The organism is Flavobacterium difficile (assembly GCF_011392115.1).
Classification (GTDB): domain Bacteria; phylum Bacteroidota; class Bacteroidia; order Flavobacteriales; family Flavobacteriaceae; genus Flavobacterium; species Flavobacterium difficile.
Genome location: NZ_JAAJBT010000006.1, coordinates 125,082 through 143,409, shown reverse-complemented (window position 1 = coordinate 143,409; position 18,328 = coordinate 125,082). Strand labels below are relative to the sequence as shown.

Genomic DNA, 18,328 nt, shown 5'->3' with positions numbered 1-18,328 from the left:
GGAAAAAGAAAAAAGAAAAAAGTATTTCTTTATTAACTTCACCTTTTATTTTTGATTATTTTAAAATATATTTTTATAAAATTAAATGAAATGTAATGTAATTTCTACAGCAAAACTTTTTACTATTTACTTTTTACTATTTACTATTTACTTGAAATTAATATTCAAAAGTTCCGTATTCCGAATGTATGGTTAGTTTTGTATTTTCAGAAGCTTCTACTCGACCCACAACCTGTGCATCTATATTGAATGACTTCGAAATTTCTATGATATCATTTGCGAATTCAGCTGGAACATAAATTTCCATACGGTGACCACAATTGAACACTTGATACATTTCTTTCCAATCCGTTTTAGAATTTTCTTGAATTAATTTGAAAAGAGGTGGCACTGGAAATAAATTATCTTTAATTACGTGAACCTCATTTACAAAATGCAACACTTTAGTTTGCGCACCACCACTACAATGCACCATTCCGTGAATTTGATTAGGTGTGAAAGTATCTAATATTTTTTTTATAACTGGAGCGTATGTTCTTGTAGGAGAAAGTACTAATTTACCTGCATCAATTGGACTATTTTCTACTGAATCTGTCAATTTTGTTTGTCCAGAATATACTAACTCGTTTGGAACTGCAGCATCAAAACTTTCAGGATATTTTTCTGCTAAATATTTCGCAAAAACATCATGACGAGCAGAAGTCAATCCGTTACTTCCCATTCCACCGTTATACTCTGTTTCATATGTAGCTTGTCCGAATGAAGCCAAACCCACAATAACATCTCCAGCTTGAATGTTGGCGTTATTGATGACTTTATTTCTTTCCATACGAGCGGTTACAGTAGAATCTACAATAATGGTTCGAACTAAATCACCCACATCTGCTGTTTCACCACCAGTTGAATGAATGGTTACGCCGTGTTTTTTTAATTCAGTAATTAATTCTTCTGTTCCATTGATAATGGCCGAAATAACTTCTGCAGGGATTAAATTTTTATTACGACCAATAGTAGAAGAAAGTAAAATATTATCTGTGGCACCCACACATAACAAATCGTCTATATTCATAATTAATGCATCCTGTGCAATACCTTTCCAAACAGAAATATCGCCAGTTTCTTTCCAATACATGTAGGCTAAAGCTGACTTTGTTCCAGCACCATCTGCATGCATGATGATGCAATAGTTTTCATCGTTGGTCAAATAATCAGGAATAATTTTACAAAATGCTTGAGGAAATAATCCTTTATCAATGTTTTTAATAGCATTATGCACGTCTTCTTTAGAAGCGGAAACACCTCTAAGATTGTAGCGTTGGCTCGTTTCAGAACTCATGTTTGTTGTGTTGCTTGTCCTGAAACAAGTTCAGGAATTGTTGTGTGCGGCAAAGATATAAATAATTCGGGAATGTGCCAATAAGATTAATAAGACAATTTAACAATTCATCAATGTGTTGATAAATAAGAAACTTTAATTATTTAAATGACTAATTAATTTTATTTTTCTAAAATCATAATTTCTACTCTTCGGTTAGCAGCGGCTTGTTCTTCGGTGGCTTCTGGTATTGGGAATTTGGGTTTAGTTACTCCAAAACCTTTAACTTTTATACGGCGTTCTAAGATATATTGCGATTGTAATACGCGTCGCACTTGTTTGGCACGTTCTAAGGACAAATTTCTAACATCATTATCTGTACAACAAATATGACCTTGAATTTCGATGTGTAATCTTGGGTTTTCTGTCATAATTCTTACTAATTCGAACATTTCTCTTTGTGATGAAGGCATAATTCCGAATGAATTTTTGTAGAATTGAATTTCTGGCAGAACGATTAAGGTTCCAGGTTTAGACAATTGAATTTTCTCTTCTAACGTAGCATTTTTAGGAAAATTCATGTCTACTTCTTCGATGGGTGTTAATCCGTTGGTTGGTAAATCTTTTGGTGCTTCTACAACCACTTTAGGTTGAATTAATTCAGCTTCTTTTGCTAAATCTTTCTCTTGTAAAAAAACAATAATAGCTTTTCTATTTTCGGCTTTGGTAGAAGATTTTGCTCCTTTTTCTCCTAAAGAAATCGATTTAAAATCTTCTCTAATTTTTACAGCTGTTTTAACCTTACTAAAAATATAGTCTACGCGTTTTTGTGACAACGTATCGTTATAACCTGATGAACCCACTTCATCTGTTGAACCAGTAATAGATAGAATTTTAGACTTTTTATTTAGAGCAATCCATTTGTTTAATTTAGTCAATTCTACTTGATTTAAGGTAGATTTATTATTTTCAAAGTAAAATGACACACTTTCTTGTCCAAAAAAAGTAAAAGGTAAAAGAAGAAAAGCTAAAGCAAATAGAAATTTCATTATTTTTTTGATATGAGTTTTTACAAATATAAGATAAAACTGTGCCAATTTATTTATCTACAATTAAAATTTCCACACGACGATTGGCTTTTCGTTCTTCTTCATTTTTTTCTGGGATTGAAAAAATTGGTTTTGTAGCATCGAAGCTTTTATAAGACACTCTATTACTTTCTATGCCACTCGAAATTAAATAATTACTAATTGCCTTACATCGTTTTAAAGCAATTTCTTCATTATCTTTTCCTAAAGTACAACAAATATGACCTTGAATTTCTATTTTCAATTTCGGATTTTCTTTTAAAGCTTGTAATAATTCTTCTCTAATAGGTTTAGATTCTGGATACAACACATCCATTCTGTCATAAAAATTCATGTTTTTTAGAATTAGCTTATCGCCAATCTTAGAAGTATTTATCTTCTTCTTTAGTTCAGTTACTTGTATTTTTTCTTCTTGCAGTGGCTTTGTCGTTGTTTCAAAATAAACAATTTCAACTTTTCTGTTCTTGGACATGTTTTCATTTTGAACAAAATTTTCACCCTTACTAATTTGTTCAAATCCTGAAGCACTCATCATTTTTTTCAAAAGATTCGCCACGAATTGTGCTCTATTTTTAGCTAAACTATCATTATGTTCCGAAGTTGCTCTAGCATCACAAAAACCAGTAACTGATTTGACAGTAACTTCTTTATTGATAAAATGTTTATCTAATCGATTTAATTCTGAGGTACTTAACTGATAAGAATCTGTTTCAAAATAAACTGTAAATGTTTTTTGAGCATAAAAGCTCATGGTAATTAAGGAAAATAGTATGCAAAAAAGTGCCTTCATAATTAAATGATTAAAGTGAATACGATTAAAATTTATTTCTCTAAAATTAAAATTTCTACTCTGCGATTGGCTTTTCTTTGTGCTTCATTTTTTTCTGGGATTGGAAAAAGCGGTTGTGTAGCATCGAATCCTACATACGTCATTCTGTCAGAAGCAATTCCATAGTCAATTAAAAAATCGTAAACCGCAATACATCTTCTCAGAGAAAACTCCTCAATATCTCTTCCTGGCGTACAACAAATATGACCTTGAATTTCAATTTTAATGGTCGGATTTTTTTCTAAAACTTCGTACAAATCTTCTAAAAGAGGAATAGATTCAGGATAAAATTCAGCCGTTCTAACATAAAAATTCAAGTTATTCAGTAAGATTTTATCACCTACTTTACTATTGATGATTTTCTTTTGTAATTCTGTTGGATACTCTTGAAAAACAATACCTTTATCGTTTGATTTTTCTATAATTTCTATCTCATTGGATGGAATAGACTCTAAAATTGGCAGATTAATTTCGTATTCAATTTCTACTTTTCGATTTAAGGACAAATCTTTATGTTGTTTAAACACTTCCCCTTTCGAACTGATTAAAATGGAAGTCTTATCTATTTCGGGCAGCGCATTTACCACATAATTTGCTCGGTTTAATCCCAATTGATAATTATAAGCATTGCTGGCTCTGTAATCGCAAAAACCTGAAACTTTATGTACTTTAATATTGTTTTTTTGTGCAAAACCTTTTAAAATACTGTCCTGTTTTTCATTTAAAACATACTTATCTGTATCAAAATACACTGTGAATTTTTCTTGTGAATATAGTGATGCTGTTACGAATAACATAAGGAATACAAAACGCATACTTATTAATTTAGGACTTTCGAAAAGTAGGATATTTAATTGTATAAACCAAAAAAAGCTTACCATTTCTGATAAGCTTTTCAATTATTTATGAACAATTATTTTATAAAGAACAATTCTCTGTATTTGGTTAATGGCCAAATTCCGTTGTCTACTAAAAGTTCTAATTTGTCGCAATGATCGCGAATAACTTCAAAATAAGGTTTTACTTTGTTGCAATAAACTTCAGCCATTTTTTCGGTATTGTCTAAATTATTGGCAATTTTACGTTGTTCTATCATTTCATCAATATTGTGATTGATTCCTGCAATATGATCTGAAATTTCTTTGATTAGCTCAATTTGCTCTTTCGCAATTTTTGTAAAATCTTTTTCAAAAATATCTTTCAACCCTTTCACATTTTCAATTAAAGTGTTTTGATATTTAATTGCTGTTGGAATTACATGATTACGAGCGATATCTCCTAAAACTCTTCCTTCAATTTGAATTTTCTTCACGTATTCTTCTAATTCAATTTCATAACGTGATTCTACTTCTACGTGATTCATTACTCCTAATTCGGCAAATAAGTCAAATGCTTTCTTAGAAACCTTAGCTTTTAAAGCTTCAGGAGTAGTTTTATGATTACTTAATCCGCGTTTTTTAGCTTCTTTTTCCCAAGCGTCACTGTATCCGTCACCTTCAAATAAAATAGCTTTAGTTCCTTTAATGTATTCTCTTAAAGTATTGAAAATTGCTTCGTCTTTCTTTAAATCTTTAGTTTCAATTAACAAATCTACTTCTTTTTTAAAGTCGATTAATTGTTTGGCTACAATTGAATTTAAAGTAGTCATAGAAACGGCACAGTTTGCTGTTGAACCAACTGCTCTGAATTCGAATTTATTTCCAGTAAAAGCAAAAGGAGACGTTCTGTTTCTATCTGTATTATCTAATAAAACGTCTGGTAATTTACCAACAACATTTAATTTTAAATCTGTTTTTTCTTCTGGAGATAATTTCCCTTGAGTAACACCTTCTAATTCAGCTAAAACTTTAGTCAATTGTTGTCCGATAAAAACCGAAATAATTGCTGGAGGCGCTTCGTTAGCTCCTAAACGGTGATCGTTACTTGCCGAAGCGATAGAAGCTCTAAGTAATTCTTCATAATCATGAACCGCTTTAATGGTATTGATAAAGAATGTTAAGAACATTAAATTACTCATTGGTGTTTTTCCTGGCGATAATAAATTAATTCCAGTATCTGTAGCTAATGACCAGTTGTTGTGTTTACCAGAACCATTTACTCCTTTAAAAGGTTTTTCGTGAAATAGCACTTTGAAATCATGTCTTTCTGCTACTTTTTCCATCACATCCATCAATAATGAGTTGTGATCTACAGCTAAATTTGTTTCCTCAAAAATCGGGGCTAATTCAAATTGACCAGGCGCTACTTCATTATGACGAGTTTTTACTGGAATACCCAATAACATACATTCGTACTCTAATTCTCTCATGTATTGTAACACACGAGTTGGAATTGACCCAAAATAATGATCATCTAATTGTTGCCCTTTAGAAGAAGTATGTCCTAATAAAGTTCTTCCTGTAGCGATAATATCAGGTCTTGTTGCTGCTAAAGCCGAATCAATTAAAAAATATTCCTGTTCCCAACCTAAAGTTGGTGTAATTTTCTTTACATTTTTGTCAAAATACTTAGCTACTTCGGTAGCTGCACTATCAATAGCACTTAAAGCTCTCAATAAAGGAGTTTTGTTATCTAATGCTTCTCCAGTGTAAGACACAAATACTGTAGGAATACATAAGGTACTTCCGAAAATAAATGCTGGAGATGTTGGATCCCATGCAGTATAACCTCTTGCTTCAAAAGTATTTCTAATTCCACCATTTGGAAAAGAAGACGCATCAGGTTCTTGTTGTACTAACTGACTGCCACCAAATTTTTCAACAGGATCAGAACCGTCCATTGAGGTTTCGAAAAAAGCATCGTGCTTTTCTGCAGTTGTTCCTGTTAAGGGCTGAAACCAGTGTGTATAATGTGTTACATTCTTAGACAATGCCCATTCTTTCATTCCCATTGCTACATAGTCTGCAATTTTACGATCAATTTTCGTTCCTAATTCAATAGCACTTTTAACTGCTTTGTACGCATCAGGTGTTAAATATTGACGCATTGCTTTGTCATTAAAAACATTTGAACCAAAAATTTCTGATTTTCTTGCTGTCTCTTCAAAAGAAACAGGTTTTCTACTTGTAGCTTTGTCTAAAGCTTGAAAACGAAGTGTAGCCATAAAGTTGTGTTTTAAAAATTATATCCTTAATTTTATGGAACAAAAATACAAATAAATCACAAATAAAAAAATATACCCCCAAAAATTTAGGGGTAGTATTAAAATAATTAATTTTTTTTATGAATTTTTACTTCGCAATTATAGGGTGTACTCCAAAAAACAGGCTAACAGAACAACATGATGTTTTTTTCGGAATTGCCAATCATCTAAAAGAATTGATACCACACATCTCTAACTCTTGGCAAGAATGTCAGGGAAAATTTCATATAGATTCGTGGCGAAAGGTTGAATTTATTGATAATTACAAAATTGATGTTGTTGAAAAAAACACTGCTTCTAAAGAAGAAAATATTTTTTTCATAAATCTTGGCGGCTATCTACCTAACGACATGGAAGAATACCATCATAAAATCCTTATTGTAGCTAAATCAAAAGCTGAAGCCATTCGAAAAGCTAAAAAATCTACTTTTTATAAAAAATTTAGTTTCAAAGAAGCACCTTCACATATCGATGAAAAATACGGTGTTGACATTGATGAAATCTATAAAATTGAAGATATTTTATTACCGGAATTTAAAGAAAAATACAGTTTAAAAATCACCAAAACAGACACTTATTATGAAGACAAAATTAACGTAGCATATTTAAGCTTACCGAAACTAAAAAAGTCTGATTTTTAATTTATATTTGTGCAAAATCAATTATTATGACAGTTTGGATTATTTTTTTAATCGCTATTTCAATTTTTTTAGCCTTAGATTTAGGTGTTTTTAATAAAAACCCACACATCATTAGCAGTAAAGAAGCATCAAAATGGACCATCTTATGGGTAACCCTTTCTTTTATGTTTTCCGGTGTAGTTTACTTATTATATAGTGGAGAACATATTGCCAATCCAACCAATTTAAAAGCTGCCGATGCTTCAATAAAATTTATTACAGGGTATTTAATCGAACTTTCATTAAGTGCAGACAACATATTTGTAATCGCCATAATTTTTGCTTCTTTTAAAATTCCACAAAAATACCAACACCGAGTTTTATTCTGGGGAATTATCGGAGCCATAGTTTTTAGAGGCTTAATGATTTTCTTAGGTGTAGCTTTAATCAACAGATTTGAATGGATCATTTATGTTTTTGGTGCCTTTTTAATTTTCACCGCAATGAAAATGCTTTTCAGTAAGGAAGAAGAAGAATTCGATCCAAAAGATTCGAAAATTTACAAATTCATTGGCAAAATATTCCCAGTACACACTGAAATTGAAGGGCAAAAATTTTTCATTAGAAAAAACAATATCAATTACGTAACACCTTTATTTATAGCATTAATCGTAATAGAAGTCATGGATGTGATTTTCGCATTAGACAGCGTGCCTGCAATTTTAGCCATCACATCTGATCCATTTTTAGTGTTTAGCTCTAACATTTTTGCTATTTTAGGATTACGCTCTATGTATTTCTTTCTAGCCAATATGATTGAAAAATTCAGCTACATCGAATACAGTTTAATTGCTATTTTAACTTTCGTAGGAATAAAAATGTTATTGATTCATCACTTCCCAGAATTTTTCCCAGAATGGTTATCCTTAGGTTTTATAGCTGTATCTATTACAACAGGAGTTTTGGTTTCATTACAAAAAAATAAAAATAAATAATGAAAGTGTATACAAAAACTGGAGACAAAGGCACCACTGCTCTATTTGGTGGTACGCGTGTCCCAAAAGATCATATCAGAATTGAAAGCTACGGAACAGTTGATGAGTTAAACTCGCATATCGGACTTATTCGTGACCAAGATTTCAATTCGCACTACAAGGATATATTAATAGAAATTCAGGACAGATTATTTACTGTCGGAGCTATTTTAGCCACACCACCAGAAAAAGAAGTTTTAAAAAATGGTGAAAAACGACTACAAAATCTAGGGATTTTGGAAAGTGATATTGAATTATTAGAAAAAGAAATTGACACCATGGAAGAAGCTTTGCCGCCAATGACACATTTTGTTTTGCCTGGCGGACATACAACTGTGTCATATTGTCATATTGCACGATGTGTATGCAGAAGAGCCGAGCGTTTAGCGGTACATTTGAGTCATAATGAGCCTGTAGCTGACACTGCTATTAAGTATTTAAACCGACTTTCTGACTACTTATTTGTATTGGCACGAAAGTTGTCTCAAGATTTAAACGCTGATGAAGTGAAGTGGATTCCACGAAAATAGTATTCCGTTTACAGTAAAAGGTGTACAGTTTACAATACAAACTGACTACTAAAAACTGAAAATTGACGACTGAAATTAAGTTCTTAAAATTTATTAAAAAATAATTCAAAAAAAACTTGTCTTTTTAAGTAATAAATTTATTTTTGCATTAAACTAAAAAATCTAAATAAGATGTATTGGACGTTAGAATTGGCATCATATTTAAGTGATGCGCCATGGCCTGCTACAAAAGACGAATTAATTGACTACGCGATAAGAGCTGGAGCACCATTAGAAGTAGTGGAAAACTTACAGTCTATTGAGGATGAAGGTGAAATTTATGAGTCGATGGAAGAAATTTGGCCTGATTATCCTACAGATGAAGATTATCTTTGGAATGAGGATGAATATTAAAAAATAAATAACCCAATAAAAGTCTCTTCGATGAGGCTTTTTTTTTGGTTATCTTAGCAAACTGAAAACAAATCCAGAGTAAGTTCTGGAAAAACTGATTCAAATTCAGTTTAAAAACACATATAAAACACAGATTATGAGTATTATAAATTCGATATTAAAAGTATTTGTAGGAGATAAAACTGCAAATGATATCAAAGCCATTCAACCAATAGTGAATAAAATCAATTCTTTTCAAGAAGGATTAAAAACTATTTCACACGATGAATTGAGAGCTAAAACAACTTTCTTTAAAGATAAAATCAAGCAAGCTCGTGCCGAAAAAGATAACAAAATTGCAGCTTTAAAAACAGAAGCTGAACAAACAATTGATGTTGATGCCAAAGAAAACATCTACACAGAAATTGATAAGTTAGAAAAAGAAGCTTATGAAATTTCTGAAAAAACATTAAACGAAATTTTACCAGAAGCGTTTGCAGTATTAAGAGAAACTGCTCGTCGCTTCAAAGAAAACGCTACAATAACTGTAACTGCAACTGCAAAAGACAGAGAACTTTCTGCCACAAAACCATACATAACCCTTGTTGGTGACGAAGTAAATTGGGCTAATTCTTGGGATGCAGCTGGTAAAGCCATCACTTGGGATATGATTCACTATGACGTTCAGTTAATGGGTGGTATTGTGTTACATCAAGGTAAAATTGCCGAAATGCAAACGGGTGAAGGAAAAACTTTAGTAGCCACTTTAGCACTTTATTTAAATGCACTTACTGGAAACGGAGTACATTTAGTTACTGTGAATGACTACTTAGCCAAACGTGATAGTACTTGGAAAGCACCAATTTTTGAATTCCATGGTTTAACTGTGGATTGTATAGACAACCACCAACCTAACACAGAAGCTAGAAGAAAAGCCTATAACGCCGATATTACTTATGGTACAAATAACGAATTTGGTTTCGATTATTTACGTGATAATATGGCAAATTCACCTGAGGATTTAGTACAAAGAAAACACAACTTTGCTATAGTCGATGAAGTCGATTCTGTTTTAATTGATGATGCTAGAACACCATTAATTATTTCTGGACCTGTTGAAGATGGAGACAGACACGAGTTTTTAGAATTAAAACCAAAAGTTGAAAATTTATTCAACTTACAAAAAAGAATCGCAACAGATTGTTTAACTGAAGCTAAACGTTTAATAAAAGAAGGAAATACTAAAGAAGGTGGTTTCCAATTATTAAGAACCTATCGTGCGCATCCAAAAAACAAAGCTTTAATAAAGTTTTTATCTGAAGAAGGTGTAAAACAAATTCTTCAAAAAACAGAAAATGCACATATGGCAGATAATAACAGAGAAATGCCTAAAGTAGATGAGGCGTTATACTTTGTTATCGAAGAAAAAAACAATCAAGTAGAATTAACCGATAACGGAATTAAATTCTTATCACAAGATACTGACGAAAACTTCTTCGTTCTACCAGATATTTCAACTGGAATTTCAGCTATTGAAAAACAAAACTTAGACAAAGATGCGGAAGCAGAATTAAAAGAAGATTTATACAGAGAATTTTCTGTTAAATCGGAAAGAATTCATACACTTACCCAACTTTTAAAAGCTTACGCGGTATTCGAAAAAGATACAGAATATGTAATCATGGACAATAAAGTATTAATTGTTGATGAATCTACAGGTCGTATTATGGACGGACGTCGTTATTCTGATGGATTACACCAAGCGATTGAAGCAAAAGAAAATGTAAAAATTGAAGCTGCAACGCAAACATTCGCTACAGTGACATTACAAAATTATTTCCGTATGTACAGCAAATTAGCAGGTATGACGGGAACTGCAATTACAGAAGCTGGAGAATTTTTCGAAATCTATAAATTGGATGTTGTAGAAATTCCAACGAACAGAAAAATGGCGCGTATTGACAAAGAAGATTTAATTTACCGTTCGGTACGTGAAAAATTCAATGCTGTGATTGAAGATGTTGTAGAGCTTTCAAATTCAGGTAGACCCGTACTTATTGGAACAACTTCTGTAGAAATCTCAGAATTATTGAGTAGAATGCTTAAAATGCGTGGTATCAATCACAATGTATTGAATGCTAAAATGCATAAAAGTGAAGCAGAAATTGTAGCGGAAGCTGGTAATCCTGGTGTGGTAACTATCGCCACAAACATGGCTGGTCGTGGAACGGATATTAAATTATCTCCAGAAGTAAAAGCAGCAGGTGGTTTAGCTATTATCGGTACAGAACGTCATGATTCTCGTCGTGTTGACCGTCAGTTACGTGGTCGTGCAGGTCGTCAAGGTGATGTGGGAAGTTCACAATTCTATGTTTCATTAGAAGACAACTTAATGCGTTTGTTCGGTTCTGAAAGAGTCGCAAAAGTTATGGACAGAATGGGTCTAAAAGAAGGTGAAGTAATTCAACATTCTATGATGACCAAATCTATCGAACGTGCACAGAAAAAAGTAGAAGAAAATAACTTTGGAACTCGTAAACGTTTATTAGAGTATGATGATGTTATGAATTCACAACGTGAAGTAGTTTACAAACGTCGTCGTCATGCTTTACAAGGAGAAAGATTGAAAGTAGATATTGTAAACATGATTTATGATACTTGCGAAGTTATTGTTGAAAACAACAAAATTGTAAACGATTTTAAAAATTTCGAATTCCAATTAATTAGAACATTTTCAATTAGTTCACCTGTTACAGAAGCAGAGTTTTCAAAATTAAACCAACAACAAATTGTTGCTAAAACATACAAAGCTGCTTATGCTTATTACGAAGAGAAAGTAGTTCGTGATGCAAAAGAAGCTTACCCGATTATTAAAGACGTTTATGAAAACAATAACGGTCAATTTGAAAGAATTATTGTTCCTTTTTCAGACGGAATTAAAACACTAAACGTAGTTACTAATTTAACGAAAGCCTACGAAACAGAAGGAAAATCATTAATTACTGATTTTGAAAAAAACATCACATTAGCCATTGTAGATGAATCTTGGAAGAAACATTTACGTAAAATGGATGAAATGAAACAATCGGTACAATTAGCGGTTCACGAACAAAAAGATCCTTTATTAATTTACAAATTCGAAGCGTTTAAATTATTTAAAGCGATGATAGAACAAGTAAATAAAGATGTTATTTCTTTCTTATTTAAAGGAGAATTGCCAACGCAAAATACCAATAACATTCAGGAAGCACGTCAGGAAACTAAGAAAACCAATTATACAGAATCTAAAGATGAAGTATTAAATTCTGATGAATTAGCTGAAGCGAACAGAGAAGCCGGTAATAATGCGCAACAACGCCCAGCTGTTACTGAAACTATAGTTCGTGATCAACCAAAAATTAACAGAAACGATAATGTGACTATCAAACACGTTATTACAGGTAAAAGTGAAACGATGAAATACAAAAAAGCAGAAAGTATGATTGCTTCTGGTGAATATGTAATCGTTAATGAATAAAACTTATTAAATGTTTAAAATTGCAAAGTCCTTAATTAGAAATAATTAGGGATTTTGCCTTTTTAAAACCTATCTTTACTAAACAAATAATGCGAAGTAATTATAAAACAAACTATCATGGCTAAAAGTCAAGACGCAAAAAAAGGAGCAAAAAAATAACCCTTAAAGACTCCGAAAGAGAAAAAAGAAGAAAAACGAGATAAAAAAAACAATCCAAAAAGAGATTAAAATCACCTTGTCCTGAATTAGCAAAAATTCAGGACTTTTTTATGCTTAACTTTTACTACTTTTACAAAAAAAGTAAAAGATGAAAATTAAAGTTACCATTTTGTTTGTACTTGCTTCTGTTTTTGGGTTTTCTCAAACTTTAGAAAGCATGAAAATTGAAGTTCAAAAAATATACAATTTGACTATTGAAAAAAAATATGACATTGTACTTGAATCAACCTATCCAAAAGTTTTTGAAATAGCTTCTAAAAGCGATATGATTGCTGTTATGAATCAGATGTTCGATAACGAGCAAATGAAAATTACTATTGAAAAAGTTAATCCAGAATTTACATTTTCAGAAATTTTAAGTATAAAAGGTGCCAAATATTGTATTGTTGAGCACAAGAACAGAATGACCATGAAATTTAAAGAGGCATTGGGTGAAAATAAAGAATTCATTCTAACTAATTTAAAAGAAAACATGACTGACTACACTGTAACTTTAGATGAGAAGACAGAAGTTTTTACTGTAGATGGAAAAGCCAAAATGATTGCCATTTCAGACAAATTAACTAACGGAACTTGGAAATACATTAATTATAATGGTGAAAGTCCAATGATGCAACAGGTTTTAGGAAAAGATGTATTAGAAAAATTAGGCTTATAATATGATTTATTTAGAACCCATTCATATCCTTTTCGAACAGTTAAAATCAAGTTTAGAGCATGGAACCTTTGCTAAATTAACGCTAGGTAAAACCATTGGAAAAACAGAGTTAACGAATATTTATTTCCGAACCATTGTTGATAATGACCAATTGAAATTCAATGTTACTTTCAGATATTTGTCTGAAGAAATTGTAGAAATAAAACCTATTGAAGATGTGGTAATGCTTTTAAGTCAATACATCAATAATCCGTTTTTAACTGTAATTTTATTCACAACAGAAAAAGACATCTTAATCAAACTCAACAAAAAACGTATGGCAACTATTACGGAAATGGATAATACCTTTAAAAACGCAGATCCTGTTTTGTTAGAATATTTGAAGAAATAACATACTTGTCATTTTGAACTTGTTTCAGAATCTCAAACGCAAAATATATTTATTTATTAGCCGCGAATTATCGAATTTATCGAAGTAAGTATTCGATTTAATTCGATAATTTACGGCTATATTTTTTTACAACTCATCCGGAAAAATTTTCCCAGGATTTAATATATTATTTGGATCGAAAATGGCTTTAATACGTTCTAATAATTCCAAATGCACTTTACTAAAAGCAATATCCATATAGTTTTTTTGTACCAAACCAATGCCATGTTCTCCAGAAAGCGTTCCATTTAAAGAAACGGTTAATGCGAAAATTTCTCTAATTCCTTTTGGAACTTCAATTTTCCAGTTGTCATCTGTCATATTTCCTTTAATAATATTCACGTGCAAATTTCCATCACCAGCATGACCGTAGCAAACTGATTGAAAACCGTATTTTGCTCCAATTTCCTTAATTCCTTTTAACAAAGTTGGCAGTTCGTAACGCGGCACTACTGTATCTTCTTCTTTATAAATTGAATTCGATTTTACGGCTTCTCCTACTCCTCTACGCATTCTCCAAAGTGCATTTTTTTGTTCTTCAGTATCCGCAAATAATACCTCATCGATTTCAAACTGTTCTACCACTTCCAAAATTTTTTCTGCTTCTAACATCAAAATTTCAGGATAATTCCCATCGACTTCAATTAACAAATGTGCCTGATGTTCGGGTTTAATATCAACTGAAATTCCATCTAAAAACTTTACGGTCCAATCAATAGCATCACGTTCCATAAACTCTAAAGCACTTGGTACAATTCCGGCTCTAAAAATTGCTGAAACGGCTTCGCAAGCTTGCTCCGCTTTATAAAACGGCACTAACAACAACACATTATGCTTGTTTTGTGGTATTAATTTTAAAACAATTTTAGTAATTACACCCAAAGTACCTTCACTTCCCACCATTAATTGGGTTAAGTTATAGCCCGTTGAATTTTTTAACGTGTTCGCTCCTGTCCAAATGACATCACCAGTTGGTAAAACCACTTCTAAGTTTAATACATAATCTTTTGTTACTCCATATTTTACGGCTCGGGCGCCACCAGAATTTTCGGCAATGTTTCCGCCAATCCAACAACTTCCCATACTACTTGGATCGACAGGATAAAATAAGCCTTTTTCGGCTACTGTTTCACGTAAAACTTGAGTAATAACTGCGGGTTCTACAATAACTTGTAAATTATTTTCGTCTATTTCTAAAATTTTGTTTAAGCGTTCTAACGACAACCCAATACCACCAAAAATCGACAAAGCGCCACCGCTTAAACCTGTTCTAGCACCAATTGGAGTCGTTGGAATTTTATATTGATTGGCAACTTTTAAAATTTCGGAAATTTCCTCTGTATTTGCTGGTTTGATTACAACTTGCGGAGGAAAAGACAAATCTTCTGTTTCATCGTGTCCGAAATGTAACAGCGTTTCTGCATCGGTAAAAATGTAATTTTCGCCAACTATAGCAGTTAGTTTTTGAAAGGCTTCTTGATTGAAATTCATTGTTATGTTTTTTTTATACCACGAATTGTCGAATTGTTTTAATTTAATTATTGTGAATTCGTGGCTTATATTTATTATATTTAGAAAACGATTGCCCTAGCCCTGATAGTAGCGGCATCTCCCGATGGCAATCGGGAATATAGCGGATAGCAGGATTTGGCTTCTGAAAAAAAATTCTTACTTTTACACAAAGCAATAATCATTGAGTAAAAATAATAAAATATCTGCACTTTCCGAAAAAGACGGCGTTAATAAACCTGAAATACTAAGTTCTCAGGTGGCGAAGCATATTCAAGCTTTTAGAAAAAAAGAAATTTTGGCTACTGAATTGATTGAAAAAATTATTGCTGGCGATAAAGTAGCGTTAAGTCGGGCTATAACCTTAATTGAAAGTACGAATAACAATCATTTAGAAAAGGCTAATGCAGTAATCAATGGTTGTTTACCTTTTGCGAATAAATCGGTACGAATAGGAATTACTGGTGTGCCTGGTGTGGGAAAAAGTACTTTTATTGAAGCTTTTGGAAAACATTTGACAGGCTTAGGAAAAAAAGTCGCAGTTTTGGCTATCGATCCGAGTAGTACGTTGAGTCACGGAAGTATTTTAGGCGACAAAACCCGAATGGAAGAATTGGTAAAAGATGAAAATGCATTCATTAGACCAAGTGCTTCTGGAGAAAGTTTAGGTGGTGTGGCGAGAAAAACTCGTGAAGCTATTATTTTATGTGAAGCTTGCGGTTTCGATACGATTATTATTGAAACTGTTGGTGTTGGACAAAGTGAAACTGCCGTACATAGTATGGTGGATTTCTTTTTACTATTGAAAATTGCTGGTGCAGGCGATGAATTACAAGGCATTAAACGTGGCATTATGGAAATGGCAGATGCAGTTGTAATTAATAAAGCCGATGGTGATAACATACAAAAAGCCAAAATGGCAAAAGTAGAATTTAACCGAGCTTTACATTTTTTTCCTCCAAAAAGTTCAGGTTGGCAACCTAAAGTTACTACATGTAGTGCTGTAACTACTGACGGAATAGCTGCTGTTTACGATTTAATTTTGGAGTATATTTCACACACCACAACTTCTGGCTATTTTGATGCAAAACGGGAAGAACAAAACCAATATTGGATGTTAGAAACTATTAATGAACAATTGAAAAATAGTTTTTACAATCATCCTGAAATTATAAAGCAATTAGAATTGGTGAAACAACAGGTTTTGAATCATGAGATATCTCCTTTTAGTGGTGCACAGTTATTGTTAGAGGCCTTTAAGAAAAAAACATAAAATGATACTTACTTCTAAAAGTCAAACAATAAGATTAATTTTAATAATGTTGTTTTTTTTCAACAATAATTTCGCACAACAAACTGGTTTACCTTTTGAGAATAATAAAATTTCTGTTGAAAAAATTATGGCTGGAATGGTAGCTTTAGCAGTATATTTTATTCCAACTTTAATTTCTCGAGATAAAATACATTTTAGATTTATCTTTCTTTTCAATGCTTTGTTAGGTTGGACAGTAATTGGATGGTTTATTAGCTTTTTATGGGCATTGTGGGCTAAAAGTAAAAATACAACTTTATTAAGTGAAGATATAGACGATTAAATTATACCAGTGAAACTACAAGATAAAATCCATACAAATTGGACCATTTGTTCTGCGTGTAAAGGTCGTGGGAAAAAAAATCGTGGCGTGAGCAAAAAGGCCCAACAACAATATCAAACAGCACTGCGACAATTTGAAGAAAATAATCATTTAGGAATTGCACCAGAACATCCAAAAGGAACACTTCATACTTGCGTGAGTTGTTCAGGTTCTGGGCTGCAACGTTCTGAAATTCCTACTAAAGCTGATACTACAAACCTACCTATTGTTGCTATTATTGGAGCTGGCATTGGCGGAGTGGCTTTAGCCGTAGCTTGTTTACACAGAGGCATTCCGTTTATACTTTTTGAACGAGATGCTAATTTCGAAGCACGTTCTCAAGGATATGGATTAACACTACAACAAGCTAGTAAAGCTTTAAAAAGTTTCGGAATAACTACTTTAAAAGATGGAATTACATCTACAAAACATGTTGTTCATACAACTGATGGAAAAATTATTGGTGAATGGGGTTTGAGAAAATGGTTACCTTCAGAAAAAAAAGAAAATTCAAAACATTCAAATGTTCATATAGCACGACAAGCATTACGATTGGTACTTTTAGAACAACTTGGTGGAATTGAAAATGTAAAATGGGGACATCAATTGATTCACCTTGATACCTCAGAAAATAATACAATTAGTTTTGATGTAAACGGGAAAATTAAAAACTATACTGCCGATTTAATCGTTGGAGCTGATGGAATAAGAAGTACTGTGAGAAAATTATTACTAGGCGATTCTATTGCTCCTTTACGTTATTTGAACTGTATTGTAATCTTGGGGATTTGTTCCCTTGATGCTTTAAAAAACAGATCCAATTCTTTATTAGATTCAGAAACTGTTTTTCAAACGGCCAATGGTTTTGAAAGAATTTACATGATGCCTTATTCTTCAACAAAAATAATGTGGCAATTTAGTTTTCCTATGTCGGAAGCTGAAGCCATAAAACTAAGTAAAAAAGGAGCAAAAGCTTTAAAGGAAGAAGCTTGCAGAAGAACACAATGGCACAGTCCGATTCCAGAAATAATGCAAGCTACACAAGAAACAGAAATTTCGGGATATCCAGTTTATGATAGAACTTTACTAACGACTGAATCATTAGAAAAAAGTAATTCCGTCACATTACTTGGAGATGCCGCTCATCCTATGAGTCCTTTTAAAGGCCAAGGTGCTAACCAAGCGCTCTTAGATGCCCTATCTTTAGCAAGATTTATTAAAAAAGCTGAATCGTATTGGAAAAATACTGGTATTAGAAAATCTATTTTAACGGATTTTGAAAATGAAATGTTAGCGAGAAGTGCCGTAAAAGTGAAAGACTCTAAGGCAGCTGCAGAATTTTTACATTCCGAAATGGTACTTCATGAAAGCAATGAGCCCAGAAAACATCAATAAAAAAGTAATCAAATACTGTTTAATTAATTACAAAAA

Annotated in this window: 16 protein-coding genes; 10 read left to right on the top strand and 6 right to left on the bottom strand. The window is 32.2% G+C overall.

What is annotated here, in order from left to right:
• Nucleotides 1-157: 157 nt before the first annotated feature.
• From G4D72_RS10705 to G4D72_RS10685, 5 genes are all read right to left on the bottom strand, one after another.
• On the bottom strand, nt 158-1,336 hold the full coding sequence (locus tag G4D72_RS10705; RefSeq protein ID WP_166077691.1) for an AIR synthase related protein: 1,179 nt from the start codon (nt 1,334-1,336) through the stop codon (nt 158-160).
• Nucleotides 1,337-1,497: 161 nt separating this feature from the next.
• Nucleotides 1,498-2,364, bottom strand: coding sequence for an OmpA family protein (locus tag G4D72_RS10700; protein WP_166077690.1), 867 nt, complete (start codon nt 2,362-2,364; stop codon nt 1,498-1,500).
• Between the two features lie 49 nt (nt 2,365-2,413).
• Nucleotides 2,414-3,193 carry an OmpA family protein gene (locus G4D72_RS10695; protein ID WP_166077688.1) on the bottom strand — a complete coding sequence of 260 codons (780 nt, stop codon included), beginning with the start codon at nt 3,191-3,193 and terminating at the stop codon, nt 2,414-2,416.
• Between the two features lie 32 nt (nt 3,194-3,225).
• Nucleotides 3,226-4,047 (bottom strand): OmpA family protein, encoded by an 822-nt coding sequence (locus G4D72_RS10690; RefSeq protein ID WP_166077687.1) that lies wholly within the window; start codon nt 4,045-4,047, stop codon nt 3,226-3,228.
• A gap of 98 nt (nt 4,048-4,145) precedes the next feature.
• Nucleotides 4,146-6,335 carry a glutamine synthetase III family protein gene (locus G4D72_RS10685; protein WP_166077686.1) on the bottom strand — a complete coding sequence of 730 codons (2,190 nt, stop codon included), beginning with the start codon at nt 6,333-6,335 and terminating at the stop codon, nt 4,146-4,148.
• Nucleotides 6,336-6,454: 119 nt separating this feature from the next.
• Here G4D72_RS10685 and G4D72_RS10680 point away from each other — a divergent pair, with 119 nt between their 5' ends.
• The 7 genes from G4D72_RS10680 to G4D72_RS10650 all read left to right on the top strand — a co-directional run bounded on the left by G4D72_RS10680 (nt 6,455) and on the right by G4D72_RS10650 (nt 13,715).
• Nucleotides 6,455-7,015 (top strand): DUF1543 domain-containing protein, encoded by a 561-nt coding sequence (locus G4D72_RS10680; RefSeq protein ID WP_166077685.1) that lies wholly within the window; start codon nt 6,455-6,457, stop codon nt 7,013-7,015.
• Between the two features lie 26 nt (nt 7,016-7,041).
• Nucleotides 7,042-7,989, top strand: a complete 948-nt coding sequence (locus tag G4D72_RS10675; RefSeq protein ID WP_166077684.1) for a TerC family protein — start codon at nt 7,042-7,044, stop codon at nt 7,987-7,989.
• Complete coding sequence (locus G4D72_RS10670; protein WP_166077683.1) at nt 7,989-8,558, top strand: cob(I)yrinic acid a,c-diamide adenosyltransferase; 570 nt, start codon at nt 7,989-7,991, stop codon at nt 8,556-8,558. Before G4D72_RS10675 ends, G4D72_RS10670 begins: the two co-directional genes overlap by 1 nt.
• Before the next feature lie 171 nt (nt 8,559-8,729).
• Nucleotides 8,730-8,951 carry a DUF2795 domain-containing protein gene (locus G4D72_RS10665; RefSeq protein WP_022828503.1) on the top strand — a complete coding sequence of 74 codons (222 nt, stop codon included), beginning with the start codon at nt 8,730-8,732 and terminating at the stop codon, nt 8,949-8,951.
• 136 nt (nt 8,952-9,087) lie between these two features.
• The gene (gene secA, locus G4D72_RS10660) at nt 9,088-12,447 is read left to right on the top strand and encodes a preprotein translocase subunit SecA (RefSeq protein ID WP_166077682.1); all 3,360 of its coding nucleotides are present in this window, start codon (nt 9,088-9,090) and stop codon (nt 12,445-12,447) included.
• Between the two features lie 307 nt (nt 12,448-12,754).
• A complete protein-coding gene (locus G4D72_RS10655) occupies nt 12,755-13,324 on the top strand; it encodes a hypothetical protein (protein WP_166077681.1) in 570 nt (189 codons plus the stop codon).
• 1 nt (nt 13,325) lies between these two features.
• A complete protein-coding gene (locus G4D72_RS10650; RefSeq protein WP_166077680.1) occupies nt 13,326-13,715 on the top strand; it encodes a hypothetical protein in 390 nt (129 codons plus the stop codon).
• Nucleotides 13,716-13,841: 126 nt separating this feature from the next.
• Here the strand turns inward: G4D72_RS10650 and G4D72_RS10645 are convergent, their stop codons facing one another.
• Nucleotides 13,842-15,245 carry an FAD-binding oxidoreductase gene (locus G4D72_RS10645; protein WP_166077679.1) on the bottom strand — a complete coding sequence of 468 codons (1,404 nt, stop codon included), beginning with the start codon at nt 15,243-15,245 and terminating at the stop codon, nt 13,842-13,844.
• A gap of 202 nt (nt 15,246-15,447) precedes the next feature.
• Here G4D72_RS10645 and meaB point away from each other — a divergent pair, with 202 nt between their 5' ends.
• The 3 genes from meaB to G4D72_RS10630 are packed head-to-tail and all read left to right on the top strand — an operon-like array spanning nt 15,448 to nt 18,292.
• Nucleotides 15,448-16,536, top strand: coding sequence for a methylmalonyl Co-A mutase-associated GTPase MeaB (gene meaB / locus G4D72_RS10640; RefSeq protein ID WP_166077678.1), 1,089 nt, complete (start codon nt 15,448-15,450; stop codon nt 16,534-16,536).
• A 1-nt stretch (nt 16,537) separates the two neighbouring features.
• Entirely contained in the window at nt 16,538-16,858 is a 321-nt protein-coding gene (locus G4D72_RS10635; RefSeq protein ID WP_166077677.1) for a superinfection immunity protein, read from the top strand.
• A 9-nt stretch (nt 16,859-16,867) separates the two neighbouring features.
• The gene (locus tag G4D72_RS10630) at nt 16,868-18,292 is read left to right on the top strand and encodes an FAD-dependent oxidoreductase (RefSeq protein ID WP_166077676.1); all 1,425 of its coding nucleotides are present in this window, start codon (nt 16,868-16,870) and stop codon (nt 18,290-18,292) included.
• The last annotated feature ends 36 nt before the right edge of the window (nt 18,293-18,328 follow it).